This is a genomic window from Flavobacterium adhaerens, assembly GCF_040045115.1.
In the GTDB taxonomy this organism is placed as follows: Bacteria; Bacteroidota; Bacteroidia; order Flavobacteriales; family Flavobacteriaceae; genus Flavobacterium; species Flavobacterium adhaerens.
Genome location: NZ_JBDLZX010000006.1, coordinates 37,036 through 63,182 on the forward strand (window position 1 = coordinate 37,036; position 26,147 = coordinate 63,182).

Here is a 26,147-nt window from a genome sequence, read left to right on the forward strand (position 1 = left end):
AGGTACAACATAAATTAGATACCACAAGTAAAAAATGAATTTTTAGACGTTCCAAAACCCAAAAAAAGGAAGCAATAAAAAAAAAGCAAAACTAATAATTGTTACTATTTTTATTCATTTTGTTACATTTTTCATAAACAATCCTTGTATTTTGTAGTAGTTTTAAAATAAATTTGCTAACTATTAAAACTAAAATCATTTCAAAAAAAGAAAAGTCGAAAAAGAAAATTAAAATCCGTTACCAAAATATTTTTATATCAAATTCAAACCCACAAAAGCTAATTTGCAATCTGTAATTTAGTTTGGGTATCGTATATAATGAAATATTGAAATTGACACTTTTGTATCTTTTTTTACTTTTGTTTTGCTATTATAATGAACAGGAAAATGCTGTAGTTATAAAAATTACAATTAAAAAAAATAAACAATGAGTAAGACATTATTTGACAAAGTATGGGATTCACATGTAGTGCGTAAAATTGAAGATGGACCAGATGTGTTTTTTATTGACCGCCATTTCATTCATGAAGTTACGAGTCCTGTTGCTTTTTTAGGATTAAAAGCTAGAGGTGTAAAAGTTTTATACCCAGAGCGTACTTTTGCTACTGCCGATCACAATACACCAACTATAAACCAACACTTACCTGTTCAGGATGCTTTATCTGCTAATCAGCTGAAAGCTTTGGAAGACAATGCAACTGAATACGGAATCTCACACTGGGGATTAGGTCACCAAAAAAATGGAATTGTACACGTAGTAGGTCCTGAAAACGGTATTACTTTGCCAGGTTCTACTATTGTTTGCGGAGATTCACATACTTCTACACACGGTGCATTTGGAGCTATTGCTTTTGGTATCGGAACATCTGAGGTTGAAATGGTACTTTCTACGCAATGTATCATGCAACCAAAACCAAAGAAAATGCGTATCAATGTAAATGGTACTCTTAGTAAAGGTGTTGGTCCAAAAGACGTTGCTCTTTATATTATTGCTCAATTAACTACTTCTGGAGGAACTGGTTATTTTGTTGAATATGCTGGTGATGTTTTTGAAAACATGACTATGGAAGGCCGTATGACAGTTTGTAACTTAAGTATCGAAATGGGTGCTCGTGGTGGTATGATTGCTCCTGACCAGACTACTTTCGATTTCCTCGAAGGAAGACTTTACGCTCCAAAAGGAGAAGCCTGGACAAAAGCTGTTGAATACTGGAAAACCCTTAAAACTGATGCTGATGCTGTTTTTGATGCTGAATTAAACATCAACGCTGCTGATATCGAACCAATGATTACTTATGGTACTAACCCAGGAATGGGAATTGGTATCACAAAACATATCCCGAATGCAAAAGAAGTTGAAGGCGGTGAGGAAACTTACAAAAAATCTTTAGCTTATATGGGCTTCAACGAAGACGATGTGATGATTGGAAAACAAATCGATTATGTTTTCTTAGGAAGTTGTACAAACGGACGTATTGAAGATTTTAGAGCTTTTGCTGAAATTGTAAAAGGAAGAAAAAAAGCAGACAATGTTACGGCTTGGTTAGTTCCAGGTTCTCACGTTGTTGAAGCACAAATCAAAGAAGAAGGTATTTTGGACATCTTAACTGAAGCAGGTTTTGTATTGCGTCAGCCAGGTTGTTCAGCTTGTTTGGCAATGAACGATGATAAAGTTCCTGCAGGAAAATATGCCGTAAGTACATCAAACCGAAATTTCGAAGGTCGTCAAGGTCCTGGTTCAAGAACTTTGTTAGCTTCACCAATTATGGCAGCAGCAGCAGCAGTTACCGGAAAATTAACCGATCCAAGAGAATTGTTTTAATATTTCACCGCAAGGACGCTAAGGCGCAAATGAAATAATATGGATATAAATCGGTATGAGGAAGAATTAGCCAAACAAATATTTTTAGCTAGTCTTGAGGTTCACAAAATTATGGGACCAGGCTTATTAGAATCCGTTTATGAAATTTGTCTTTTAAAAGAATTGCACTTGAGAAATATTTCAGCCGAAAGCCAAGTTGGTATTCCTTTACAATATAAAGGTTTCAATTTGTCGAAAGAATACAAAATTGACATTTTAGTCGAAAAAGAGTTAATAATTGAATTAAAATCAGTTGATACTATACTACCTGTACATCAGGCACAATTAATTTCGTATCTGAAATTAGCTGATAAAAAAATGGGATTCTTAATTAATTTTAATGTTCCCATCATAAAAAATGGTTTCAAAAGATTTGTAAATAACTACTAATTTTTAAATAAATGCATGGCGTCCTTGCGTCCTTGCGGTAAAATAAATAAAAATGGCATACGATAAATTTAATATACTTACCAGCAGTGCGGTGCCACTGCCAATTGAGAACGTAGATACAGATCAAATCATCCCAGCGCGTTTCTTGAAAGCTACAAAACGTGAAGGTTTTGGAGATAACCTTTTCAGAGACTGGAGATACAACGGAGATGATACTCCAAAAGCAGATTTCGTTTTAAACAACCCAACTTACAGTGGAAAAATATTGGTTGGAGGAAAAAACTTTGGTTCTGGATCTTCTAGAGAACACGCTGCTTGGGCGGTTTACGATTACGGATTCCGTGCTGTGGTTTCGTCTTTCTTTGCAGATATCTTCAAAGGAAACTGTTTGAATATTGGTGTTTTGCCAGTACAAATCAGCCCAGAATTTTTAGCTAACATTTTCAAAGCGATCGAGGCTGATCCTAACACCGCATTAGAAATCAATCTTCCAAACCAAACAATTACTTTATTGTCAACTGGTGAGCAAGAATCTTTTGCTATTAACGGTTACAAAAAGAACAATTTAATCAACGGTTTTGACGATATTGATTATTTACAAGATATGAAGGAAGATATTAAGGCTTTTGCTGATAAGCTTCCTTACTAAACACAACCAACTCAAACGCAGTTACGTAAGTTTCAATTTTAAAGTTGGACTTCGTAACTGCTTTTTACAATTTTACAAAATTCGATTTGATTACTTATCAAATCATACAAAAGTCATCTATATTTAATGGAAAAAAGAAAAATTGAAATAATGGATACTACACTCCGTGATGGTGAACAAACCTCGGGAGTATCTTTTTCTGCTGCAGAAAAACTGACCATTGCACAATTGTTGTTGGAGGAATTAAATATTGATAGAATCGAAATTGCTTCAGCACGCGTTAGTGAAGGAGAATTTCAGGCGGTAAAAGGCATTACTTCCTGGGCTGAAGAAAAAGGGTACATTAACAGAATTGAAGTTTTGACATTTGTTGATGGCGGTGTTTCAATTGACTGGATGAAAAAAGCCGGTGCTAAAGTTCAAAATTTATTGACCAAAGGCTCAATGAATCACCTAACACATCAATTAAAAAAAACACCTGAACAGCATTTTTCTGAAATCGCTCAAATTATTGCTTTAGCTAAAGAAAACAATATTGAAACCAATGTTTACCTGGAAGACTGGAGCAACGGAATGCGAAATTCTCCTGAATATGTTTTTCAATTTTTGGAGTTTTTATCGACTCAGCCAATCAAAAGAGTATTACTTCCAGACACTTTAGGCGTTTTAATTCCATCTTTGACTTTTGAATTTATTTCTAAAATTAAAGCAAAATATCCGCAGATTCATTTTGATTTCCACGCACACAACGATTACGATTTAAGTGTTGCCAATGTTATGGAAGCCATAAAAGCAGGAATCGACGGACTTCACGTAACAGTAAACGGAATGGGTGAACGTGCTGGAAACGCCCCACTTGAAAGTACTGTTGCCGTAATCAACGATTATTTACCGCAAGTAAATATCAATGTAAAAGAAACTTCTTTATACTCTGTCAGCAAACTGGTTGAAACGTTTACAGGATACCGAATTCCTGCCAACAAACCAATTGTAGGTGACAATGTTTTTACACAAACTGCTGGAATTCATGCTGATGGTGACAACAAAAACAATTTATATTTTAATGATCTACTTCCAGAACGTTTTGGAAGAAAAAGAAAATACGCTCTTGGAAAAACTTCTGGTAAAGCCAATATCGAAAAAAATCTTCAAGAATTAGGTTTAAAACTAAACAACGAAGATTTGAAATTGGTTACGCAAAGAATCATTGAATTAGGCGATAAGAAAGAAACCGTTACCAAAGAAGACTTACCGTATATTATTTCGGATGTTTTAGACAGTCATACATATGAGGAAAAAATCACCATAAATTCTTATATGCTGGTTCATTCTAAAGGAATGCGCCCATCTACGACTTTATCTTTAAATTTAAACGGAGAAATAATCGAAGAAAATGCACAAGGCGACGGTCAGTTTGATGCGTTTATGAATGCTCTTTCTAAAATTTACAAGCAGAAAAAATTAACACTTCCAAAGTTAATCGACTATGCTGTGAGAATCCCTCCAGGAAGTAGTTCGGACGCATTATGCGAAACTATTATTACTTGGACAAACAACGGAAAAGAATTTAAAACAAGAGGATTAGATTCGGATCAAACAGTTGCTGCGATTATTGCGACGCAGAAAATGTTAAATATAATTGCTTAATAAAAGCCACTTTAAAACTATAATATATAATCAAAAAGAAACAACAATGAAATTAAATATCGCACTTTTAGCTGGAGACGGTATCGGACCAGAAGTAATTGATCAGGCAGTAAAAGTATCAGATGCTGTTGCACAAAAATTCGGACATGAAATCACCTGGAAACCAGCTTTGACTGGAGCTGCTGCAATTGATGCAGTAGGTGAACCATACCCAGATGCTACACACGAAATTTGTAAAAATGCTGATGCAGTTCTTTTTGGAGCGATTGGACACCCTAAATACGATAACGATCCATCTGCACCAGTACGACCAGAGCAAGGTTTGCTAAAAATGCGTAAAGCATTAGGCTTGTTTGCAAATGTAAGACCTACTTTTACATTCCCTTCTTTATTAGATAAATCTCCGTTAAAAAGAGAAAGAATCGAAGGAACTGATTTGGTTTTCTTAAGAGAATTAACTGGAGGAATTTACTTTGGTGAAAAAGGAAGAAGAGACAACGGAGATACTGCTTTTGACAACTGTGTTTATACAAGAGAAGAAGTACAACGTCTGGCTAAAAAAGGTTTCGAATTAGCTATGACTCGTTCTAAAAAATTATGTTGTGTAGACAAAGCAAACGTTTTGGAAACATCCCGTTTATGGAGAGAAACAGTTCAGGCTATGGAAAAAGACTATCCAGAAGTAGAAGTGAGCTACGAATTTGTTGACGCTGTTGCGATGCGTTTGGTACAGTGGCCAAACTCTTACGATGTATTAATTACCGAAAACTTATTTGGAGATATCTTAACAGATGAGGCTTCTGTAATTTCAGGTTCTATGGGATTAATGCCGTCTGCCTCTATGGGAGCTGAAGTATCTTTATTTGAACCTATTCACGGATCTTATCCACAAGCTACAGGTTTAAACATTGCTAACCCAATGGCTACTATCTTATCTGCTGCTATGATGTTCGAAAACTTCGGATTGATGGAAGAAGGAAAAGCAATGAGAGATGCTGTAAACAAAGCTTTAGAAGCTGGTGTAGTTACCGAAGATTTAGCTAATGGCGGTAAAGCCTATGGTACTAAAGAAGTGGGTGATTGGTTAGCTGCCAACATCTAATACATTTTTAGATAAATATCAAAAAAGGTGTCAATTTTAGTTGACACCTTTTCTGTTTTCAAATGAAATAATCAATTACTATAAATGATATTTCGTCTAGGACTCCCTAAAATCGAATCATTTTATCTAGATAAATAGTACAAATAGTATATTTTTTAAGCACATTAAGACTGTAAAAACATCATTAATAACAGATTAACAATTAAAACATTAAACTTTTTAGTTTGTTTCAATAAAAAATGTATCTTTGCACCCTTAATTAATCGAGGTCGAGTACCTCAAAATTTAATCATACGATTATGTCAGTAAAAATCAGATTACAAAGACACGGTAAAAAACAAAAACCGTTTTACTGGGTAGTAGCAGCTGATGCTCGCTCAAAAAGAGATGGTAGATACCTAGAGAAAATTGGTACTTACAATCCAAACACTAACCCTGCAACTATCGAATTGAACTTGGATAGCGCAGTAAAATGGTTGCACAATGGTGCTCAACCAACAGATACTGCAAAAGCAATTCTTTCTTACAAAGGAGCTTTATTGAAACACCACCTTGATGGAGGAGTTCGTAAAGGTGCTTTGACTCAAGAACAAGCTGATGCAAAATTAGCTGCTTGGTTAGAAGCTAAAGCTGGAAAAGTTGAAGCTAAAAAAGATGGTTTATCTAAAGCTAAAGCTGATGTTAAAGCTAAAGCGTTAAAAGCTGAACAAGCTGTAAACGCTAAACGTATTGCAGATGCTGCTGCTGCAGTTGCTGCTACCGAAGCTGAAGCTGCTGAAACTGAAGAAGTTGTTGCTGAAACTGAAGAAGCTCCTGCTGCTGAAGAAAATAACGAAACAACTGAAGCTTAATTTAGCAGGCGAAAATGCGTAAAGAAGACTGTTTCTATCTAGGCAAAATCGCCAAAAAATTTAGTTTCAAAGGTGAAGTCCTTGCTTATTTAGACACGGACGAACCTGAGTTATACGAAAACTTGGAATCAGTGTTTGTTGAATGCAACAAACACTTGGTTCCTTTTTTTATTGAAAGTAGCTCACTACACAAAAACGATTTCCTCCGTATTCGTTTTGAAGATGTTAATACCGAAGACGAAGCAGACTCTTTGATCGGAAACGACTTATATCTTCCACTAAAAATGTTACCCAAACTCACTGGTAACAAATTCTACTTTCACGAAGTTATTGGTTTTGAAGTAGAAGACAAACGTCTTGGAATTGTTGGCGAAATTCAATCTGTCAACGACTCAACTGCTCAACCTCTTTTTGAAGTCCTTCATAAAGATGGAGCCGAAATCTTAATCCCTATTATAGATCATTTTTTGGTTAAAATTGACCGAGAAAATCATAAGGTAATCATGGATTTACCCGATGGATTAATTGAAATGTATCTTTAAAAAAGTAAACAGTATTCAGTTTTTAGTATTCAGTTACTTAAATCTGAAATCAGCATTCGTCAATTTACCACCTTAAACCCCTCTATGTCCAAATTCCAATTCAAACAATTTACTATTGAACAAGATCGTTGCGCCATGAAAATTGGTACCGATGGTGTTTTATTAGGCGCTTGGACTCCTATCGAGAACAATCCGTTCAACATTCTAGACATCGGTACAGGAACAGGAATTATAGCATTAATGCTTGCACAAAGAAGCCACGCCGAACAAATTGACGCTTTAGAAATCGACGATGCTGCTTACGAACAAGCTACAGACAATTTCGAGAATTCACCCTGGAATGACCGTTTATTTTGTTTTCACGCTGGTTTGGACGAATTTGTCGAAGAACCCGAAGACAAATACGATCTAATTCTTTCCAACCCACCATTTTATAGTGAAGATTACAAAACCGACAACGAACAAAGAGATTTAGCCCGCTTTCAAGATGCCATGCCTTTTGATGAATTAATTGAAGCTGCTGCTTTATTATTATCCGAAAACGGAGTATTCTCGGTTATAATTCCTTTTAAAGAAGAAGAAAATTTCTTATCTCTTACCAAAGAATACGAACTGTATCCTCTAAAAATCACCCGCGTAAAAGGAACTCCAACCAGCGAAATCAAACGCAGTTTACTAGCATTTTGCCGAAACGAAAAAACCGACTTCCCTATTGACGAATTGATTATAGAAACCAAAAGACACCACTATACTACAGAATATATTGCACTTACAAAAGATTTTTATTTAAAAATGTAATACCATTGCCATAAGACTTTAATACAGAGATTTTAAGAGTATTTTTATTGCTAAATTTTGCTAAATTTTATTAAATTTGATAGACATTAGCAGAAACAATTCTCCATAAAATTTACAAAATTGAATCTTATGAAAAAAAAACTCCTTGTATGCTATCTTATTTTAGTATCCTTACACACCATTGCTCAAATCCCAACGATTTCAAACAAAAATTTTTCAATCGGTAGTTATGGTAGGGCTGGTGTTGCGTATGCTCTAGGTGATGGAGGAGATTCTTTTCCACAATCACTAAATTTAAACGGAATGGGTTCAATAGGAGGACGTTTTGAAGAGAATGACTATTTTGAATTAGCCACTGCATTACACTTTAATCCTTCAATAGCAAACAAAGAAAAAACCAAAATCAATGTCCAAGCTCGATTTGCTTTTTATACCACCCAAGGGCAACTAATAGGCAATGTTTCGAACAAATCTATAGGAGGAATAGTAACTGCTTTACCAGAATTATATGCCGAAGCCAACAACATAATGGGGAGTGACTGGAGTATTTGGATGGGAGCAAGATTATTCCGAGGTGACGATATCCATATTATTGATCATTTTTATTTTGACGATCATTCTGGGCAAGGTGGAGGCATCAAATACAAAGACACTCAATTCACGTTGATTTTTGCTGGCGCAATAGACACAACTTCTACACTACCTCCTAATTTCTACCTAAACATTGTAAATGGTACGCCTACATTAGGATTGCGCAACAGGTATATTTCTATTTTAGAACACACCATACGATCTAACAATGGCTATATAAAATTAATGGGGGAATTTCAACGTCTTCCTTCTGGAATTTCAAAAGACGTTGATACCGAATACAATTACCCCTCCGATTGGGGCTGTGTTATTGGAGCAAAATACCTCAGAACAATCGCCTCTAAACTCCCAGGTTCTTTTAATGCAATTAGCGCTCGTTATGGATCGGGAATAGCCAATGGCGGAGACGGAGGAAGTAGCCGAACATACACTACATATGGCGCTCCGCATTTAGGAACTAATAATTTTAGAAAAGCCTATTCTATTGCATTAACAGAAACTTTTTTATTAAATCTGAGCAAGAATTACTCCTTAAATGGTTATGCAATTTATACAAAAAGTAGAGGTGCAAGTGATAGTTTAAACAAAGCCCCTGACTACTTACACAAACAATTATTATTCAACCGAAAACAAGATATTGCCGTTGGCGCAAGAGGAACTTGGTATATAAAAGATTGGCTTCACTTACTACACGAATTCGATTTGGCTTGGAGAAAAGATGGAACTCAAGATTTTGCTCAAATGACAAAGTTTACTATTGCCCCAACAATAGTACCTACTGCAAAAAGAGATGTCTGGGAAAGGCCTCATTTTAGATTCGTCTATAGCTTGGCTCGATATAATGATTTTGCAGCAAACAATCTTTACTCTCCATATCTCGCTCAAAGCGGCACTAAAAAATGGGGACAGTATTTGGGAGCAAAAGTCGAGTGGTGGCTTTGGTAACTCCTCTCTTAAAATCATTATTTTCAAAAAGATTATTTCATCCAATGATTAATAAGTTATTTCATTTTAATTTACTTTTTCATACAATATAACATTTCATTTTGTATTTGTTATATTTCTTTATGTAGATTTGTAATAACTTAAAAATATAATCATGAAACCCGACTTATTTCAAGCACCCGATTATTACAATGTAGATGATTTATTAAATGAAGAACACAAACTAGTTCGTGATGCTGCTCGTGCTTGGGTCAAACGAGAAGTTTCTCCAATAATTGAAGAATATGCACAAAAAGCAGAATTCCCAAAACAAATCATTAAAGGTTTAGGCGAAATAGGAGGCTTCGGCCCTTATATTCCAGCAGAATATGGAGGGGCAGGATTGGATCAGATATCATACGGATTAATAATGCAAGAGATTGAGCGTGGTGATTCTGGTGTACGATCTACTTCATCAGTACAATCATCATTAGTTATGTATCCAATTTGGAAATACGGAAGCGAAGAACAAAGACTAAAATACCTACCAAAACTAGCTACTGGTGAACTCATCGGCTGTTTCGGGCTTACAGAACCCAACCACGGATCTGACCCAGGAAGTATGATTACCAATTTTAAAGATATGGGCAATCATTATCTTTTGAATGGAGCCAAAATGTGGATTTCAAATGCTCCATTTGCGGATATTGCAATTGTTTGGGCAAAAAATGAAGAAGGACGAATACACGGCTTGATAGTTGAACGAGGTATGGAAGGTTTTACGACTCCAGAAACTCACAACAAATGGTCACTTCGCGCCTCCTCTACTGGTGAATTGATTTTTGATAATGTAAAAATCCCAAAAGAGAATTTATTACCTAACAAATCTGGACTAGGAGCTCCGCTTGGCTGTTTAGATTCTGCTCGATATGGAATTGCTTGGGGCGCTATCGGAGCAGCAATGGATTGCTACGATACAGCTTTGCGATATGCAAAAGAAAGAATTCAATTTGAAAAACCAATAGCCGCTACCCAATTACAGCAAAAGAAGCTAGCCGAAATGATTACCGAAATCACCAAAGCTCAATTGTTGACCTGGCGACTTGGAGTTTTACGTAATGAAGGAAGAGCCACATCGGCTCAAATCTCTATGGCCAAAAGAAATAATGTAGAAATGGCCATTCAAATTGCTAGAGAAGCCAGGCAAATTCTTGGCGGAATGGGCATAACTGGCGAATATTCCATTATGCGCCACATGATGAACCTTGAATCGGTAATCACGTACGAAGGAACACATGATATTCATTTATTGATTACTGGTATGGATATTACAGGAATTTCAGCATTCAAATAAATAATAAAACTTTTTTCAATTAATTACTCATAATAAGAATTTTCTGTGCTAACTTGTTTCAGAACAGAATACCCCATAAAACAAGTCACAAAAACAACATAACATATATTGTTTTTGTGACTTAACTATTTTTTCTTGTCTATGTTTTATAAAAACAGACTGAAAAACTACTCTTTAAAATAATGCAATTAATATTCTGGAGCCAATTCTAATTCCAAGCCATCCAAGCTTTCAGTAATCGGAATTTGACACCCCAAACGGCTATTCTCTTTTACATAAAAAGCTTCAGATAACATCGCCTCTTCATCATCTCCCATTGCTGGCAATTCTACATCATTAAGAACATAACACTGACAAGAAGCACACATCGCCATTCCGCCACAAGTTCCTTCAACAGGTAACTCATAAGCTTTACACAATTCCATAATATTCATTGCCATATCAGTAGGAGCTTGCAAATCATGAACTACTCCTTCTCTGTCTTTAATCTTTATTAAAACATCCATTTATTATAACTATTTATTTTTTTAAAGAAAAAACCGTTTTATTCTTGTTATGCTTTTACTTCAAGATCAACAGCAATTTCTTTTCTATTCTCTTTATTGAATATTATCAGACCAACAACATCAGCCTGATTGATGACAAAAACAATAACTGCGTTTGGCGAATAAGAACCATTTATGGTTTTAAAAACCAACTTCCCTTCGTAGGTTATTTTTAACAATCCGTTTTTCTCGGTTTTGCTTTTAGTTTGGATTTGCGATGCAAATTCTGCAGTAACATAAGCACTATTTTCTAACATATTCGCTTTACCGTCACTAAGCACCTTTAAAAATTCAGCATTAGATATTTTTAACTGTCCTAATCTATTTGACCACACATCAATAATTCTGCTGAAAGTTATCTCTTCCCAAGCTTCATCAACACTTACATATGTTTTTTTTACGTATGCTTCTTGAATTGGTTCTTGCCCGTACGATTTGGAAAAGCATAAAAATAAAACGAATAACAAATACAGATTTTTCATAATTCAAAGTTTGTAGGTTAGGCTACAAAAATAAATCTTTATTTAAAAAATCGATCGAAAAAAAATTGAATTATTCGTTATAATTTTTACGCATAATGAAAAAAAAGATTTTTTTATTAATTATTCTTTAATGAATATCTTTTTAAAAAGGTCTTTTTGTGATTTTTTCACAATCTCAAAAAGAGTGTTGCGAACACAAAATTCAAATCCTATTTAGAAAAGCAAACCTTACAACGAAACCTATCTAAATTACATTAACAACTGTTTCAATTTGAGGCGCAAATTTCTTAATTGTAGTTTCGACACCTGCACGCAAAGTCATTTGATTTACACTACAACTAGTACAAGCTCCTTCGAGACGTACTTTTACATGTTTACCATCTTCAATTGAAACTAGTGTTATATCGCCACCATCAGAATTCAAAAAAGGCCTGATTTCCTCTAGTGCTTTTAAAATAACGTTTGTTAATTCTTCTGTTTCCATAAGTTATATATATAATTCCATCTCTTGATTACAATTAGCACAACAATTGTGCATTTTATAGATAGACTATGAATTTAAAAATTATTTCTTTACAGCCGAACATCCAGCCATTGTGGTAATTTTGATCGCTTCGGTTGGTTCTAAATTTTCATTTCTATTCACGACCTCATTTACTACATTACGAGTAATTTCATCAAAAACATTTTCGATGATAGAACCTGTTTGTAAAGCAGCTGGACGACCGTAATCACCTGCTTCACGAATAGATTGTACAATTGGCACTTCACCTAAAAAAGCAACACTTAAGTCTTCGGCCATGTTTTTAGCTCCTTCTTTACCAAAAATATAATACTTATTGTTTGGCAATTCCTCTGGAGTAAAATAAGCCATATTCTCTATAACTCCCAAAACAGGAACATTGATTGCCTCTGACTGGAACATTGAAACTCCTTTTTTGGCATCTGCCAAAGCCACCGCTTGAGGCGTACTTACTACAACTGCACCTGTTACTGGTAATGACTGCATTATCGATAGATGAATATCTCCTGTTCCTGGAGGTAAATCGATCAACATAAAATCTAATTCTCCCCAATTGGCATCAAAAATCATTTGGTTTAACGCTTTGGAAGCCATTGGTCCTCTCCAAATTACAGCTTGACTTGGCGAAGTAAAAAATCCGATGGAAAGCATTTTTATACCATAACTTTCTACGGGTTTCATTTTAGACTTACCGTTTACTTCGACTGAAATTGGTTTTTCGCTTTCTACATCAAACATGATTGGCATAGACGGCCCGTAAATATCGGCATCTAAAACTCCAACTGAAAATCCCATTTTGGCAAGTGTTACAGCTAAATTTGCTGTTACGGTAGATTTCCCTACTCCTCCTTTTCCAGAAGCAACCGCAATAATATTCTTTATACCTGGAATTGCTTTTCCTTTTATTTCATTTTTTTCTGGAGCTTCAACTTTTACATTGACTTTAATTTTAGCATCAGCAGATACTAATTCATGTATTGTTTTCTTGATGTCGTCTTCAGCTCTTTTTTTGATATGCATTGCTGGGGTGTGCAAAACTAAATCTACCACAACTTCATCTCCAAAAGTGATCACATTGGTAACAGCTCCACTTTCAACCATATTTTTACCTTCCCCAGCTATAGTAATTGTTTCTAAAGCCTTAAGGATATCTTTTCTATCTAATTTCATTTCAGAGGTTTTTCCTATTTATGTCAAATGGTATAAATTCAAAGATTGATTTATACCGTTTTAAGTTGCAAAGATAAGCTTTCCTTTGCGATTTTTAATCTTTTTTAAAATCGATTTATAACGAAACCCTACATGATTATTAAAAATCATCAATCTCATTTTTAGAAGTACTAATGTCTTTTTGTTTTTTCAGGAATCAGATCCTTTTTTTGAATATATAAATCCAACATCTCAAATACAAACATGCCAAACAATAAATTGGTTTTCAAATGAATATTTAGTAAATTTATAACCGCATTTATCTTTTTAGAGCCCCACAACAAGACCTACTGTTAACTCTAAAAAACGTGAAAATGAAAAAAATTACTCTTTTATCATTCCTATTGATTGTATTTTTTATAGTTTGCTCTTTCAAATCTATAAACTCTGAAACAAAATTTCACAAAAATTATACTTATCCAACTACTGAAAGTAGCATTGTTAAAGTAGATTCGGCTTTTAGTTTGGATAAAAATTATTTTACTGTTTTTTTTAAAAAATATTCAGATTATAAAAAGTATCAAAAATCGACTGAAACACTATACAAAAATCGGGATTATCACACTATTTGGTATGACGATCGAGGTATTGGCGAGTTAGGACAAATGCTATATGATAAGGTAAAAAAATTATCCGAAGACAATTCCATTTCTAGTGTTCCTTACAAAAAAGATCTTGAAAACATTTTCAACAAAACCGCTCTGCAAAAGCCTTCTAAAAAAGATTCTGAAATTTTAATTACCTGTATGTACATTTTTTATGTTGATAAAATTTATAACGGGCTTGACGAAAAAAAAGTAAAAGAATTAGGATGGAATTTGCCTAAAAAAGAAATCTCGTATGAAAAAGCATTAGATTCTTTGCTCGTTTCGCCAGCCTTAATCAATAAAAATAATTCTGCCTTTTTTAGCCAATACTATAAATTAGAAAAAGCCTTAAAAAAATACCAAGACATTGAAAAAAACAATCCATGGAAAAGAATTGACACTTCAGCAACTTATATCGAATTTAAACCCGACGACACTTCTAGCACCATTGCACAAATACGGAATCGCTTGTTTATTTATGGAGATTTGAAAACTGATTCTAAAAAAAATGTCTATGATACCGAATTAATGACCGGAGTATTGAATTTTAAAAAACGTCATGGTTTAAAGCAAAATTTTTTCATTGCTCCTGAGCACATCAAATTATTGAATACGCCTTATAGCAAACAAATTCAAACACTTTTAGTAAATATGGAGCGTTGCAGATGGATTCCTCCCTATCTAGAAAGTGATCCAGAATATGTAATGATTAATATTCCATCTTTTAGATTGATATATGTTAAGCATGGCAAATTCGAGCTTGAATCTAGAGTATTTGTAGGAACCCAAATGAATGAAACTGTTATTTTTAGCAGCAAAATAGATCGTATTGTTTTTAGTCCGTATTGGAATATTCCTTCGAGCATAGTCGAAAATGTTTTGAAGTTTAAAGTCTCACAAGACCCAAAATATCTTGAGGAGCAAAACATAGAAGTTAATAATGGTCGCTACCGACAAAAACCTGGCCCCGAAAACTCATTAGGATTAGTGAAATTTTTATTCCCAAATCCTAATGATATTTATATGCACGACACTCCGCAGAAAAATTTATTTGATTTTGAATCCAGAACCTTTAGCCATGGCTGTATAAATGTTGAAAAAGCAAAAGAATTAGCCATAAAACTTTTGGCAGATTATCCTGAATGGCCAATAAGCAAAATAAACGAAGCTATGAGCGGAAAAGAAGAAACTCCTTGTGTCCTTAAAGACAAAGTCCCAATTTATATTGGATATTACACCGCTTGGGTTCATGATGATGGTCAGGTAAATTTCTTTACAGATATTTATGAGCGTGATGAACGTTTATACAAGGCGTTACATTTAGACCACCATTAAAGACTAAAATAAAATGCTCTCAGAATTCCTATTTATTTTGAGGGCATTTTCATTTCGGGTAACCAAAAACATTCTTCGAAATTGACTATTTGATTATCTTTAACAACAACCCCTTCATTTTCTAGCAACTGTTGCATCAAATTAGTTCCATCAAAATGATGTTTGCCAGTAAGTATTCCTTTTCTATTTACCACTCGATGTGCTGGAACATCTTCGAGATCGTGAGCAGCATTCATAGCCCATCCCACCATTCTTGCCGAACGTTCTGCTCCTAAAACCTTAGCTATTGCTCCATATGAAGTAACTTTACCGTATGGTATTTGTCTAACCACTACATAAACTCTCTCGAAAAAATTTTCACTTTTTTCCATAAATCCCTAATTAAATTATCCCTTAATTAGTTTAAAAAGTGTGATTATAGAAACCAAACCTGTAATGGCTCCAATAATGTAATTCCCATTATTGATTAAAAAAGAGGATTTTGCCTCTCTTTTTTTAAAGAATAAGATATAAAGATAAAAAACTAAAAAAGAACCTACCACAACACCAATTACAAACGCATAAATAAACGAGGTTGCAAAATGAAAATACCCATAGGTAGCTAGTGTAATCGAGACAAAAACATAATACGGAACAGGAAATAAATTTAGCGCTGAAAGCAACATCCCTAAAAAAAATCGGTTTGCTTTGCTATAGGTTTTTATCTCGGTTTTGGGTAGTTTTGGTTTTTTGGCTTTCCAAAAAAAATAAATTGTCAGCGCTATAAAGATAAACAAACCAACTTCTTGCAACCTACTAATGATTTCTGGATTTCTATTAATAAAATTGGCAAACAATAGTGCTAAAAATGTTTGAAAAAAAACAATTATTGTGGCTCCAATTGCAAAAAAAATAGCTTCAGTTCTTCCGTCTTTCAAGCTTACTTTTGCCGCAGTCATGTTTATCAGCCCAGGAGGGGTAATACCAATAGCAGCAGCTATAAAGCCAAGAAAAAAAGGGAGTACTAATACCATCTATTCATTTTTAAACACTTCAATATTTCAAAAACTACTATTTAAGCTGCAAAAAACAACCTAAATACTACTTTATTTTGAAACGGATATAGGTAATTGCTTTATTTATTTCTAGATATTGTTTTTCGTAAAAAGTCTGAAATGCAGTTACTTCTTCAGGACTTCCTTCATTTACATACACATTATGATTTGCATACAAAACTTCGTGTCCTTCACCATGCAGTAATCCGAGAGTATAACCGTGCATGAACTCGCTATCGGTTTTTAGATTGACTACTCCGTCTTTTTTAAGGATTTTTTTATACAGTTTCAGAAATTCAGAATTGGTCATTCTGTGTTTTGTTCTTTTGTATTTGATTTGAGGATCTGGAAAAGTAATCCAAATTTCATCTACTTCATTTTCTGCAAAAATATGATTGATTAATTCGATTTGAGTACGAACAAAAGCAACATTATGTAACCCTGTTTCTACTGCTGTTTTAGCTCCTCGCCAAAAACGGGCTCCTTTTATATCGATTCCGATGAAGTTTTTGTTTGGATATCTTTCAGCCAGTCCTACAGAATACTCCCCTTTTCCACAACCCAATTCAAGAACAATTGGATTATCATTTTTAAAAAAATCAGCATTCCATTTCCCTCTCAATGCGAATAAATTCCCTACTACCTCTTCTCTTGTTGGTTGAAAAACATTATTAAACGTTTCGTTTTCTTTGAACCTTTTTAGTTTATTTTTACTTCCCACGATATAATTTTAATTTCGGCAAAATTAAGCAATTCTATAAGAATGGTCACTTCTAACTTTAAAAAATCAAAAAAAGCATCATTTTGTATTTTTCATTTGCAATAAATTATCTTCTATAGGGGTAATGATTTTAACCACTTCATCAATATTATCATTAGGAATGGTAATTGATAAAACATAATGTTTTATTTTCCATTGTTTTCCAATTTTTACTAAAACTCCAGAGCCACGGCAAATTTTCATTTGGGTATCCAAAAGTTCATCAAACCAAGCTATTTTACCAGACGGATCAAAATAAATATGACGTTGACCGTGCAATTTGAAATTCCAAGCTTGGCCTTTATCAAAGTAAGGCTTGGCAAATGCTTTAAACGCACTTAAATTCCAATTCTCGGTTGGATCCGTTCCTATGTAGATTGCATCTTCGGTCATCATTCCAAAATAAACATCAAAATTTGAATCGGCGGCAGCTTTATGCCATGAGTCTAGCATTTTGTTTATTTGTTCTTTTTCATTAGATTCTGTTTTATGTAAATCATTAAAACTGATTAACATTAGTGCTGTTAAACTTAAAAAAAATATTTTCATAATTATTTCAATTCATTTTTAGGAATATGTCCTAATTTTATTTTCATCTCTCCATCTTTGCCATCTACAACAAGCAAATGAACAACAATTCCTTTGTATCGTAATGCGTCTCTTTCCTTAGTGTTTTTTATTTTCAAATCATCAGCTGGATTTCTTAACGGGATTACAAGACCTAATTTTGTTCCTTTTGTAAAAGAATAAACACCCTCGACATCAAAATTTAGCACATTCGAACTCACTCTAAAATAATCGACATTGACCAAATGACCATCTACACTCAATTTTCCAGATAAATCATTAAATACAATATGTTTTACATCTCGATTAGGAAAAGCAAATTTACCAACCTTCATAATGGGTTTAAAATTCACCAAAGATCCATTGGTAATATTATACTGTAAGTTGCCTTGAGTAGATTCGTTTATCAAATCGCCTTTGTCATTTATTTTGATAAACATATCTGCTTTTGCCGAAAGGTTTCCTTTTACATTATTGGGTTGAAATGAAGTAATTCCGAAATTCTTAAATGAACTCAAAAAACGAGGAATGTCAACATTATTAATATTGACCAATGTTTTGGCATGGAAGATTTCATCTTGAGGAATTAGTTGGGAATCAAAAGTAATTTTTCCGCCACAAGTTTCTAGCGAACCTTGCCTAATAAACATATTCCTGTTGTTAAGTATTATGTTGATTTTGGCATTTTGAGCTGTCAAATTTGAATACACCATTTTCTCAAGATCCAAATTCAAATCTACTTTGCATTTTAAGACTAATGCAACTCTTTTTTTAGAATCAGCTTTACTGGTTTGATGTTGTTTAACTTTTGCCCCTTTCTCTTTATAGGTCAAAACTCCCAAAAATTTTTTAACATCTAGAAAAGGACTTTTGAGATTCAAAACGGCTACCATTTTTTGAGGATCATCATAATAGAGATTCAAGAAGTTATCAATTCTCCCCTCTAAATAAACAATGTTTCTTTGACTTTGATACTTTATATTCCTAATAAACAATGCTTTGTCCGAAAAATCAAGAAGGACGTTAGTTTGAAACATTAAGTTTTTGGGTTTGTAAAGTATGTTGGCTTTTTCAATATTAATTTTGCCTGTGAAATGTGGTTTTGAAATACGAAGATCCACTATGTTTACATTAAAATCAAGATCAACATTAGCTGTTCCGCTATTGAATTTTACAAAATTATCTTCGAAAATATTTTTCAGTTTTTCGACTTTAAATTTAGAATGCAAACTTCCTGTTGCAACTGGTTTTTCTAGATTATTAATGGCTCCATTTTTTATTTCAATGGGAATTCCTTCATAAACTCCTTTGAAATTGTTTACAATCACTGCAGAGTTTGCATCGACATGCCCCAGACCTTTTTTTACATTATTAGTGTATTTTCCAATAAAGCTACAATTGGTTGTTTCACCTTCTTGTGTAACTAATATATTGTCTTTGATTTTTCCTACGACAATAATTTCTGGATCTCCTTCTGCATTCAGGTCTCCTTTTATGCTACAGTTTACGTCTAAAGGTTTCTTTAAATTAAAATGATTTAGGATTCCAAACAAGTGATTATCCAATAATCGAGCCGCGTCTAACCACATAATATTTGTTGTGATATTTATATCCATCATTGGATGCGCTTTATCTAAACCAAAACTCGCCTTAATGTCAAAGTCATCATTACCAATTCCGAGTCTGTTAGTTACAACCTCAATTGTGTTTTTTTCGTTAGTATATTGAACTTCTAATTTTCCTTTTATTCTTTTATCTTTTATAAAGCTCCCTCTACGAGTATTAAAGGCCATACTCTTGGCCGTAACATCAAGAAAAACATTGGTATCCCAACCACTACTTGTGTAATTTATTTTGCTTTTTAAAGAGGCTACTTCAAAATGGAATAATTTATTTCGCTGTGCGTTTTGAGAAATAAAAACTACATTTTTAAAATCTATTTTATTGATTTCGGTATCTTTTTTGGATTTTGGCTTATTTTTCTTTGAATTTGGTCTAAAAATATTAGAGTTGCTAACGCCATTTTTATCTTTATACAAATCAATTTTGGTATCGATTAATACTACTCTGTCAATTTCTACGGCTTTATGAAGTAAACCCAAAACATTCAAACGAACTTCTATTTCCTCTGATTTGAGCACACTTCGCTTGTGAACTGCATATAAACTATCTCGTAATTCTACTTTATTCAAAACAACTGTAAAATCGGGGAAGCCAATCAAAAACTTATAACCTAGATCCCCTATATGGGCATAACCCGAAATATTATCATTGATTTTTTGATTGATTTCGGTCAGAATATGATCTTTATTTCTCTCAAAATAAATTCGCAATCCAATAAAAATCAGTAGTAGTAGGACTAAAAAAGAAACTAAGAAGATTTTAATTATTTTAAATGTTTTTGTTTTTAGAAACAATTTCGCTTTGTGAATAATTTTATCCATCTGATTTATTTTTTAAAACATAAAAACATTTTTTACTTAAAACCGCAATAGCTTCATTATGAATTTGTAAATAATTTACTCAAAGGTAACACAATTTATCATACCGTTTAGCGTTATTTATTAATGATTTTAACGCTTTATTTGTAATTGTTTAAGAATTTCAAAATAGGCTCAAAACACGGTATTGATGCTTGCTTTTTGAATTATAAATAAAGTTGAAATTAAAATATTGTAGTACTTTTGAACCAATTATTCCATAATTGGATTTTAACCTAAAAAAAAGAAAATATGCAATTATTAAAAATTTTATTGTTTGGTGCTTTTATGTTTATAGTATCAAATACTGTTTCGGCACAAAGTTTAGGAGTTAGAGCTGGGGTAAATCTAGCAACGGTAAGTGGTGATTATGAAAATTCGACCAATAAAACAGGTTATTACATAGGTCTTTACAAAGAAATTCCTGTGATAAAAAGCTTGCTTTTCATTCAGCCTGAGCTTCAGTATTCTAGTCAAGGTTTTAGCAATAATATAGGGGATTACACAATAGATTACATCACAGTTCCTGTATTGGCGAAAATTTATGCGGTGAAAATGTTAAGTTTTGAATCAGGTCCTCAGTTTGGTTTTAAAATAAATGACAAATCAGATCCTAACAATCCGTTAATTGATCCGGATTTTGATTTCGATACTTTTGATCCTGCTTGGGCATTTGGAGCATCATTTAATCTTCCATTTGGATTATCTATTAATGGTCGTTTTATTACCAGCTTTAATAGTGTTTTCAAAGAGGGAGACTATAATGACAACGGAAAAAATCAAGTTTTTCAAATAGGTGCAGCATTCCAATTCTAAAATAAAAATTAAATCATAAAAAAATGCCTTAAAGAAAGTACTTTAAGGCATTTTTTATTTTGAAAATTGGTCTAATGCGCTTTTTGCTTATCAAAAACTGTTTTCAAAGATTTTTTTATTTTGTCTAAGGCACTAATAAAAGCTTTTTCGATAGACTCAGCATGTTCGGTCACGGCTATAGGCTGCATATTGGATGGTCTTGCCTCAATCATGCAACGTTTATCGTTTACCCCTGATTTGGCACTATTCTCATCTCCAAAGTGTACTTCGACACGTGTTATTTTATCTTCAAAAATTGACAATTTTTTTTCGACTTCACCTGAAAAATAAGCTTCTAATCTACCGCTTCCTTCGACATTTTTGTCTGTATTAATTTGTACTTTCATAATATTTCTATTTAAAATTTTTATTCTCAAAAAACCTTCTATTCTCAAATATAATAAATATACTGGGTAATATCATTGCTTTAGTAAAACATTAAGACACTTTTTTTAAGACGAAAACTAGTTAGCTTTCCGTTTTAATTCTTTTGACTGTTTCTTTTCGGGTAATAAGTAACGGAATCGCAACACCAGCCGACAGAGCCAATACAATGAACCAAGCCGAGAGTCCATTATTTACGGTTTCAAAAAAAAGTTTGGTATAGACATCGGGATCTTTCTCGGCCGTTAATTTCATTATGCCAACCATAGCTTTGTACGCAAAAAAACCTGGAATCATAGGTATTAATGCTGGAAGCGCAAAAGTCATCGGAGGCGAGTGACGGTAATGTGCCGCCAATACACTTGAAAAACCAATAAAACTGGCACCACATAAGGCTGCAAAAATTAATCCTACTTCTAATGATATCAAATAAAATTTGAGCAATCCTCCCAATGCCGAAATAATGTAAATAAACCCCAATGTTCTACGTGGTGCATTGAACAAAACCGCAAAACCAATTCCTGCACAACCCAACCAAATTCCTTTTTCTAATAAAGCAAAATCCATTTTTAGTGTAAATTAAAAATTAATAATGAAACCATCAATCCCAATGATATAGCAAAGGCGATGACCAAAACGTTTACACCTCTATTGGTTCCGTTTAATATATTTCCATCAATAAAGTCGGAAAAGGAATTAATCATAGGCACCCCAGGGATTAGGAACAATACAGATGTTGCCAAAGCATATACAAAATCTCTTCCAGGATTTAAAAAAGAACAAAGCGCAACCAAGAAAGAAGAGGTTAAGGCAGCAAAAAAGATACATAAATAAAAATTAAATTTGAGCTTCATGGTTTCCTGCCTTACATAAAGACCAACTAAAGTCCCCAAAAAACAAAGCCCCATTTCAATGAAATCACCTCCAAATAATCTGCAAAATGAAGCTCCAGCTAACGCCACTAAAAACAACACCAAGGGTCTTGAATACAAAGACTCTCTGTTTAAGAGCAGTAATTCTTTATTGATTCGCTCCACTGGCCATTTTTCTTCGACAATTTTCCAACTCATAGTACTGATATCTGAAATGAGATTGAAATTGAGGTGCATATTGGGCACCGACTTTACACTGGTAAAGGTTTTTATATTATCCTTATAAGTCAAAGTCATCATCAAAGCATGGCTAGTAATCATTAAATCCAAGTCACAGTCAAAAGTACTGGCAATTCTACTGATGGTCACTTTGACACGTTCTGAATTGGCTCCAGAAACCATGAGTAAGGAACCTATTTCTAAGAGCGTTTCTCCTAGATCGCATTTACTTGGTTTGACAACTGTTTCCATTATTGATACGCTTGTTAATTTATTACACTCAAACTTAAGAATTTAACACCTTATAAAGAATGATTACCCCCCTAAAAACGGAAATTTATACAGAAAATAAATAATAGGTGAATTCTATCGATTTCGCTTATAACAAAGAGTAGCAAAACCATCTATTATGTGGTGCTTTTTGAAATTTCGCCCACAAATATTGGTGATTGGAACGTCATTTTTCGAGTTCTAAAAACAAAAAAACGCCAATCTAATGATTGACGTTTGCTAAAATGATTTTTTTGAAGCCTTTTATGATAAATTTCAAGCTGCTTATAAAACTTATGGATTACTACTTATTGACAAAGTTGTAATTCCCATATTATACAAAGTAAAAGCCTGAATATCGCAGTTTTCCTGTATAGTGGCTGCTAATGATTTTCCGGCTCCATGCCCTGCATTGATATCGATTCGAATAAGTACAGGATTACCTCCAGTTTGTTTTTCTTGTAATTCGGCAGCAAACTTAAAACTGTGTGCGGGTACAACTCTATCGTCATGATCGCCAGTAGTAACAAGAGTCGCTGGGTATGCAACTCCAGACTTCACATTGGCAACAGGCGAATAATTTTTAAGATATTCGAACATTTCCTTACTGTCTGCCGAAGTCCCATAATCAAAAGCCCAACCAGCTCCAGAAGTAAAAGTATGGTAACGCAACATATCCATAACCCCCACAGCTGGCAGAGCAACTTTCATCAAATCTGGGCGTTGGGTCATAGTAGCACCTACCAACAATCCGCCGTTCGATCCACCACGAATAGCAAGAAAATTAGGTGATGTATATTTTTGAGCAATCAAAAATTCGGCTGCAGCAATAAAGTCGTCAAACACGTTTTGCTTTTGCATTTTAGTTCCCGCGTTGTGCCATTTTTTACCGTATTCACCACCTCCTCGAAGATTGGCTACAACATAAACTCCGCCGTTTTCCAACCAAACCGCATTGGCAACACTAAAACTTGGTGTAAGGCTAATATTGAATCCGCCATATCCATAAAGAATGGTCGGATTATTCCCATCTAGTTTCAAACCTCGCTTGTGGGTTATAATCATTGGAATTTTGGTTCCGTCTTTGGAAGTATAAAATACTTGAGACGAAACATACTCATCGGATTTAAAATCTACTTTGGGTTTGGCATACACTGTTGATTTTCCTGATTTTGGGTCAAAGGAATAAACAGTGCCCGGAGTAATATAATTGGTAAAGGTATAATAAAGCACTTTCTCGTTTTTCTTGTTCGCAAATCCAGCTGCCGTTCCTAAACCAGGCAATTGGATTTCGCGTACCAATTTTCCTGAAAAATCATATTGCTTAACCACCGACACTGCATCCTTCATATAATTAGCAAAAATATATCCAGCTCCCGTAGTTGGTGTGAGTACATTTTCGGTTTCAGGAATTATATCTTTCCAGTTTTCTGATTTCGGGTTGTCGAAATTCACACTCACTATACGCTTGTTGGGAGCGTTGAGATCGGTTGCAATAAATAATATATTTCCTTCGCTACCAATCACATCATTGTCATTCTTAAAATTATCTACTACCGATACAATTGTGCCATTTGGTTTGGTCAAATCTTGAATGTATAATTCATTCCCGTAAGTAGAATTGGCCGCCGAAATTATCAAATAGCGATTATCTTCTGTAACTGTCCCAGTAACATAACGACGCTTTTGATTATCACCGAAAATCACTTTGTCTTCTTTTTGAGAAGTTCCTAATTTGTGATAATACAATTTATGCTGATCGGTTTTGGCCGAAAGTTCACTCCCTTTTGGTTTATCATAACTAGAGTAATAAAAACCTTCATTTCCTTTCCAAGCAATAGCGCTGAATTTTATATCTACCAAAGTATCCTCGAGTATTTCAAAATTATGCACATCCATCAAGATTACTTTACGCCAGTCACTACCTCCCTCTGAGATGGAATAAGCTACTTTGGAACCGTCTTCGCAAAAATCAACACTTCCTAAAGATGTAGTTCCTAATTTTGAAAAAGTATTAGGGTCTAAGAAAATTTCTTCTTTCCCTTCTGTCTTTTTACGATACAAAACTGCTTGATTTTGCAAGCCGTCATTTTTATAATAATAAACAAAATCTCCTTCTTTGAATGGCGCTCCCACTTTTTCGTAATTCCAAAGTTTTTCCATTCTGGATTTCAAAGCTTCTCTAAACGGAATTTGACCTAAATAATCATATGTAACCTTATTTTGCTCTTTAACCCAGTCGGCTGTTTCTGCCGATCTATCGTCTTCAAGCCAACGGTAAGGATCACTTACCTTGGTATCGAAATAAACATCGACCGTTTCGCCTTTTTTTGTTTGTGGATATTGTAATGTATTTGTTTTTTGGCTTTGTCCAAAAGAAACCAAAGAAGTAGATACTGCCATGAGAATCAGATTTTTTTTCATTTTAAAATTGATTTGGGTTTCTCACAAAAATAGGAAAGTTATTGTAGAAATTCGAGCCAAAACAACAAAATGACACAAAAAAATCAAACTCTACAAAGAATATTATGTCTTTTTTGAATAATCTTAAAAATCTACATCATTTGCAACATGTGGTTTTTGCAAAGACAAATTTTGATAAAAACAAAAAAAGGCCCAAACAATGTTTGGACCTTTTGTGGAGAATACCGGATTCGAACCGATCGCCTTCCCGATTGTCATCGGGACGCTCTAGTTCTTACTTACGATCAAATTTTCGATATACTTTCTACTTTTCATTTTTTTAATTTGTTGTTCCCTTTGGAATGCAGCACTTCTGGTTTCGAAAACTTCGAAATATTTTATTTCCCAATCTTTGGCAACTTTAGTATATGTACTCCTGCTATTCAAATGATCATCCAATCTTTTCTCAACGTTTTCACAAGAACCAATATAGTATTTGTCAATTGCTTTAGAATAGATAATGTAAGTATAGTACATATGTTCTTGTAATAATAATAAAAGGCCCAAACATTGTTTGGACCTTTTGTGGAGAATACCGGATTCGAACCGGTCGCCTCTACGCTGCCAGCGTAGCGCTCTAGCCAAATGAGCTAATCCCCCAAAAATTTATCAACTTAAAAATTCACTTTCGAACTGTCGTCTTCCCGATTTTTCATCGGGACACTCTAGCCAAATGAGCTAATCCCCCAAAAATTTATCAACTTAAGAATTCACTTTCGAACTGTCGTCTTCCCGATTTTTCATCGGGACGCTCTAGCCAAATGAGCTAATCCCCCAAAATTTATCAACTTAAGAATTCACTTTCGAACTGTCGTCTTCCCGATTTTTCATCGGGACGCTCTAGCCAAATGAG

At 34.0% G+C, this 26,147-nt stretch carries 26 protein-coding genes and 1 tRNA gene; 12 read left to right on the forward strand and 15 right to left on the reverse strand.

Annotation, left to right across the window (positions count from 1 at the left end):
- Positions 1-427 precede the first annotated feature (427 nt).
- The 10 genes from leuC to ABEB18_RS09685 all read left to right on the forward strand — a co-directional run bounded on the left by leuC (position 428) and on the right by ABEB18_RS09685 (position 10,709).
- Positions 428-1,822 (forward strand): 3-isopropylmalate dehydratase large subunit, encoded by a 1,395-nt coding sequence (gene leuC / locus ABEB18_RS09640; RefSeq protein WP_348799095.1) that lies wholly within the window; start codon positions 428-430, stop codon positions 1,820-1,822.
- 39 nt (positions 1,823-1,861) lie between these two features.
- Positions 1,862-2,251, forward strand: coding sequence for a GxxExxY protein (locus ABEB18_RS09645; protein WP_348799096.1), 390 nt, complete (start codon positions 1,862-1,864; stop codon positions 2,249-2,251).
- A 52-nt stretch (positions 2,252-2,303) separates the two neighbouring features.
- Positions 2,304-2,900, forward strand: a complete 597-nt coding sequence (gene leuD / locus ABEB18_RS09650; RefSeq protein WP_348799097.1) for a 3-isopropylmalate dehydratase small subunit — start codon at positions 2,304-2,306, stop codon at positions 2,898-2,900.
- Positions 2,901-3,026: 126 nt separating this feature from the next.
- Positions 3,027-4,547, forward strand: a complete 1,521-nt coding sequence (locus tag ABEB18_RS09655) for a hydroxymethylglutaryl-CoA lyase-like TIM-barrel protein (RefSeq protein WP_348799098.1) — start codon at positions 3,027-3,029, stop codon at positions 4,545-4,547.
- 46 nt (positions 4,548-4,593) lie between these two features.
- Positions 4,594-5,649 carry a 3-isopropylmalate dehydrogenase gene (gene leuB / locus ABEB18_RS09660; protein ID WP_348799099.1) on the forward strand — a complete coding sequence of 352 codons (1,056 nt, stop codon included), beginning with the start codon at positions 4,594-4,596 and terminating at the stop codon, positions 5,647-5,649.
- A 299-nt stretch (positions 5,650-5,948) separates the two neighbouring features.
- Positions 5,949-6,500 carry a 30S ribosomal protein S16 gene (locus ABEB18_RS09665; RefSeq protein WP_348799100.1) on the forward strand — a complete coding sequence of 184 codons (552 nt, stop codon included), beginning with the start codon at positions 5,949-5,951 and terminating at the stop codon, positions 6,498-6,500.
- A 14-nt stretch (positions 6,501-6,514) separates the two neighbouring features.
- Complete coding sequence (rimM, locus tag ABEB18_RS09670; RefSeq protein ID WP_348799101.1) at positions 6,515-7,042, forward strand: ribosome maturation factor RimM; 528 nt, start codon at positions 6,515-6,517, stop codon at positions 7,040-7,042.
- Positions 7,043-7,126: 84 nt separating this feature from the next.
- Positions 7,127-7,840 (forward strand): tRNA1(Val) (adenine(37)-N6)-methyltransferase, encoded by a 714-nt coding sequence (locus ABEB18_RS09675; protein WP_348799102.1) that lies wholly within the window; start codon positions 7,127-7,129, stop codon positions 7,838-7,840.
- A gap of 129 nt (positions 7,841-7,969) precedes the next feature.
- Positions 7,970-9,376 (forward strand): carbohydrate porin, encoded by a 1,407-nt coding sequence (locus ABEB18_RS09680; RefSeq protein WP_348799103.1) that lies wholly within the window; start codon positions 7,970-7,972, stop codon positions 9,374-9,376.
- A gap of 154 nt (positions 9,377-9,530) precedes the next feature.
- Positions 9,531-10,709 carry an acyl-CoA dehydrogenase family protein gene (locus tag ABEB18_RS09685; RefSeq protein ID WP_348799104.1) on the forward strand — a complete coding sequence of 393 codons (1,179 nt, stop codon included), beginning with the start codon at positions 9,531-9,533 and terminating at the stop codon, positions 10,707-10,709.
- 188 nt (positions 10,710-10,897) lie between these two features.
- Here ABEB18_RS09685 and ABEB18_RS09690 read toward each other — a convergent pair whose 3' ends face one another.
- The 4 genes from ABEB18_RS09690 to ABEB18_RS09705 all read right to left on the reverse strand — a co-directional run bounded on the left by ABEB18_RS09690 (position 10,898) and on the right by ABEB18_RS09705 (position 13,429).
- Positions 10,898-11,215: a 2Fe-2S iron-sulfur cluster-binding family protein gene (locus ABEB18_RS09690; protein WP_348799105.1), complete on the reverse strand. Its 318-nt coding sequence runs from the start codon at positions 11,213-11,215 to the stop codon at positions 10,898-10,900.
- Between the two features lie 47 nt (positions 11,216-11,262).
- Positions 11,263-11,736 carry a hypothetical protein gene (locus ABEB18_RS09695; protein ID WP_348799106.1) on the reverse strand — a complete coding sequence of 158 codons (474 nt, stop codon included), beginning with the start codon at positions 11,734-11,736 and terminating at the stop codon, positions 11,263-11,265.
- A gap of 244 nt (positions 11,737-11,980) precedes the next feature.
- Positions 11,981-12,220 carry a NifU family protein gene (locus ABEB18_RS09700; RefSeq protein WP_348799107.1) on the reverse strand — a complete coding sequence of 80 codons (240 nt, stop codon included), beginning with the start codon at positions 12,218-12,220 and terminating at the stop codon, positions 11,981-11,983.
- Between the two features lie 81 nt (positions 12,221-12,301).
- On the reverse strand, positions 12,302-13,429 hold the full coding sequence (locus ABEB18_RS09705; RefSeq protein WP_348799108.1) for an Mrp/NBP35 family ATP-binding protein: 1,128 nt from the start codon (positions 13,427-13,429) through the stop codon (positions 12,302-12,304).
- 353 nt (positions 13,430-13,782) lie between these two features.
- Between ABEB18_RS09705 and ABEB18_RS09710 the strand changes: the two genes are divergently transcribed.
- Positions 13,783-15,390: a L,D-transpeptidase family protein gene (locus tag ABEB18_RS09710; protein WP_348799109.1), complete on the forward strand. Its 1,608-nt coding sequence runs from the start codon at positions 13,783-13,785 to the stop codon at positions 15,388-15,390.
- 32 nt (positions 15,391-15,422) lie between these two features.
- Here the strand turns inward: ABEB18_RS09710 and ABEB18_RS09715 are convergent, their stop codons facing one another.
- The 5 genes from ABEB18_RS09715 to ABEB18_RS09735 all read right to left on the reverse strand — a co-directional run bounded on the left by ABEB18_RS09715 (position 15,423) and on the right by ABEB18_RS09735 (position 20,195).
- On the reverse strand, positions 15,423-15,761 hold the full coding sequence (locus ABEB18_RS09715) for an MGMT family protein (protein WP_348799110.1): 339 nt from the start codon (positions 15,759-15,761) through the stop codon (positions 15,423-15,425).
- A 15-nt stretch (positions 15,762-15,776) separates the two neighbouring features.
- The gene (locus ABEB18_RS09720; protein WP_348799111.1) at positions 15,777-16,403 is read right to left on the reverse strand and encodes a LysE family transporter; all 627 of its coding nucleotides are present in this window, start codon (positions 16,401-16,403) and stop codon (positions 15,777-15,779) included.
- Between the two features lie 67 nt (positions 16,404-16,470).
- Positions 16,471-17,145: a tRNA (guanosine(46)-N7)-methyltransferase TrmB gene (gene trmB, locus ABEB18_RS09725; protein ID WP_348799112.1), complete on the reverse strand. Its 675-nt coding sequence runs from the start codon at positions 17,143-17,145 to the stop codon at positions 16,471-16,473.
- 78 nt (positions 17,146-17,223) lie between these two features.
- Positions 17,224-17,733, reverse strand: coding sequence for a nuclear transport factor 2 family protein (locus ABEB18_RS09730; RefSeq protein WP_348799113.1), 510 nt, complete (start codon positions 17,731-17,733; stop codon positions 17,224-17,226).
- A gap of 2 nt (positions 17,734-17,735) precedes the next feature.
- Complete coding sequence (locus ABEB18_RS09735; RefSeq protein WP_348799114.1) at positions 17,736-20,195, reverse strand: AsmA family protein; 2,460 nt, start codon at positions 20,193-20,195, stop codon at positions 17,736-17,738.
- Between the two features lie 288 nt (positions 20,196-20,483).
- On the opposite strand from ABEB18_RS09735, the gene ABEB18_RS09740 reads away from it, so the two are divergent.
- Positions 20,484-21,047, forward strand: coding sequence for a porin family protein (locus ABEB18_RS09740; protein WP_348799115.1), 564 nt, complete (start codon positions 20,484-20,486; stop codon positions 21,045-21,047).
- A gap of 71 nt (positions 21,048-21,118) precedes the next feature.
- Here ABEB18_RS09740 and ABEB18_RS09745 read toward each other — a convergent pair whose 3' ends face one another.
- The 6 genes from ABEB18_RS09745 to ABEB18_RS09770 all read right to left on the reverse strand — a co-directional run bounded on the left by ABEB18_RS09745 (position 21,119) and on the right by ABEB18_RS09770 (position 25,894).
- Entirely contained in the window at positions 21,119-21,433 is a 315-nt protein-coding gene (locus tag ABEB18_RS09745) for an HPF/RaiA family ribosome-associated protein (RefSeq protein WP_348799116.1), read from the reverse strand.
- A 121-nt stretch (positions 21,434-21,554) separates the two neighbouring features.
- Complete coding sequence (locus ABEB18_RS09750) at positions 21,555-22,037, reverse strand: threonine/serine exporter family protein (protein ID WP_348799117.1); 483 nt, start codon at positions 22,035-22,037, stop codon at positions 21,555-21,557.
- Positions 22,038-22,039: 2 nt separating this feature from the next.
- A complete protein-coding gene (locus ABEB18_RS09755) occupies positions 22,040-22,813 on the reverse strand; it encodes a threonine/serine exporter family protein (RefSeq protein WP_348799118.1) in 774 nt (257 codons plus the stop codon).
- Positions 22,814-23,125: 312 nt separating this feature from the next.
- Positions 23,126-25,255: a prolyl oligopeptidase family serine peptidase gene (locus tag ABEB18_RS09760; protein WP_348799119.1), complete on the reverse strand. Its 2,130-nt coding sequence runs from the start codon at positions 25,253-25,255 to the stop codon at positions 23,126-23,128.
- Positions 25,256-25,522: 267 nt separating this feature from the next.
- Entirely contained in the window at positions 25,523-25,771 is a 249-nt protein-coding gene (locus ABEB18_RS09765) for a GIY-YIG nuclease family protein (RefSeq protein ID WP_348799120.1), read from the reverse strand.
- Between the two features lie 49 nt (positions 25,772-25,820).
- Positions 25,821-25,894: transfer RNA gene (locus ABEB18_RS09770), tRNA-Ala, on the reverse strand.
- Positions 25,895-26,147 lie beyond the last annotated feature (253 nt).

Bases quoted from the DNA above. Each gene is read 5' to 3' on its own strand.
- leuC (WP_348799095.1), top strand. From the start codon at position 428: ATGAGTAAGACATTATTTGACAAAGTATGGGATTCACATGTAGTGCGT.
- ABEB18_RS09645 (WP_348799096.1), top strand. From the start codon at position 1,862: ATGGATATAAATCGGTATGAGGAAGAATTAGCCAAACAAATATTTTTA.
- leuD (WP_348799097.1), top strand. From the start codon at position 2,304: ATGGCATACGATAAATTTAATATACTTACCAGCAGTGCGGTGCCACTG.
- ABEB18_RS09655 (WP_348799098.1), top strand. From the start codon at position 3,027: ATGGAAAAAAGAAAAATTGAAATAATGGATACTACACTCCGTGATGGT.
- leuB (WP_348799099.1), top strand. From the start codon at position 4,594: ATGAAATTAAATATCGCACTTTTAGCTGGAGACGGTATCGGACCAGAA.
- ABEB18_RS09665 (WP_348799100.1), top strand. From the start codon at position 5,949: ATGTCAGTAAAAATCAGATTACAAAGACACGGTAAAAAACAAAAACCG.
- rimM (WP_348799101.1), top strand. From the start codon at position 6,515: ATGCGTAAAGAAGACTGTTTCTATCTAGGCAAAATCGCCAAAAAATTT.
- ABEB18_RS09675 (WP_348799102.1), top strand. From the start codon at position 7,127: ATGTCCAAATTCCAATTCAAACAATTTACTATTGAACAAGATCGTTGC.
- ABEB18_RS09680 (WP_348799103.1), top strand. From the start codon at position 7,970: ATGAAAAAAAAACTCCTTGTATGCTATCTTATTTTAGTATCCTTACAC.
- ABEB18_RS09685 (WP_348799104.1), top strand. From the start codon at position 9,531: ATGAAACCCGACTTATTTCAAGCACCCGATTATTACAATGTAGATGAT.
- ABEB18_RS09690 (WP_348799105.1), bottom strand. From the start codon at position 11,215: ATGGATGTTTTAATAAAGATTAAAGACAGAGAAGGAGTAGTTCATGAT.
- ABEB18_RS09695 (WP_348799106.1), bottom strand. From the start codon at position 11,736: ATGAAAAATCTGTATTTGTTATTCGTTTTATTTTTATGCTTTTCCAAA.
- ABEB18_RS09700 (WP_348799107.1), bottom strand. From the start codon at position 12,220: ATGGAAACAGAAGAATTAACAAACGTTATTTTAAAAGCACTAGAGGAA.
- ABEB18_RS09705 (WP_348799108.1), bottom strand. From the start codon at position 13,429: ATGAAATTAGATAGAAAAGATATCCTTAAGGCTTTAGAAACAATTACT.
- ABEB18_RS09710 (WP_348799109.1), top strand. From the start codon at position 13,783: ATGAAAAAAATTACTCTTTTATCATTCCTATTGATTGTATTTTTTATA.
- ABEB18_RS09715 (WP_348799110.1), bottom strand. From the start codon at position 15,761: ATGGAAAAAAGTGAAAATTTTTTCGAGAGAGTTTATGTAGTGGTTAGA.
- ABEB18_RS09720 (WP_348799111.1), bottom strand. From the start codon at position 16,403: ATGGTATTAGTACTCCCTTTTTTTCTTGGCTTTATAGCTGCTGCTATT.
- ABEB18_RS09730 (WP_348799113.1), bottom strand. From the start codon at position 17,733: ATGAAAATATTTTTTTTAAGTTTAACAGCACTAATGTTAATCAGTTTT.
- ABEB18_RS09735 (WP_348799114.1), bottom strand. From the start codon at position 20,195: ATGGATAAAATTATTCACAAAGCGAAATTGTTTCTAAAAACAAAAACA.
- ABEB18_RS09740 (WP_348799115.1), top strand. From the start codon at position 20,484: ATGCAATTATTAAAAATTTTATTGTTTGGTGCTTTTATGTTTATAGTA.
- ABEB18_RS09745 (WP_348799116.1), bottom strand. From the start codon at position 21,433: ATGAAAGTACAAATTAATACAGACAAAAATGTCGAAGGAAGCGGTAGA.
- ABEB18_RS09750 (WP_348799117.1), bottom strand. From the start codon at position 22,037: ATGGATTTTGCTTTATTAGAAAAAGGAATTTGGTTGGGTTGTGCAGGA.
- ABEB18_RS09755 (WP_348799118.1), bottom strand. From the start codon at position 22,813: ATGGAAACAGTTGTCAAACCAAGTAAATGCGATCTAGGAGAAACGCTC.
- ABEB18_RS09760 (WP_348799119.1), bottom strand. From the start codon at position 25,255: ATGAAAAAAAATCTGATTCTCATGGCAGTATCTACTTCTTTGGTTTCT.
- ABEB18_RS09765 (WP_348799120.1), bottom strand. From the start codon at position 25,771: ATGTACTATACTTACATTATCTATTCTAAAGCAATTGACAAATACTAT.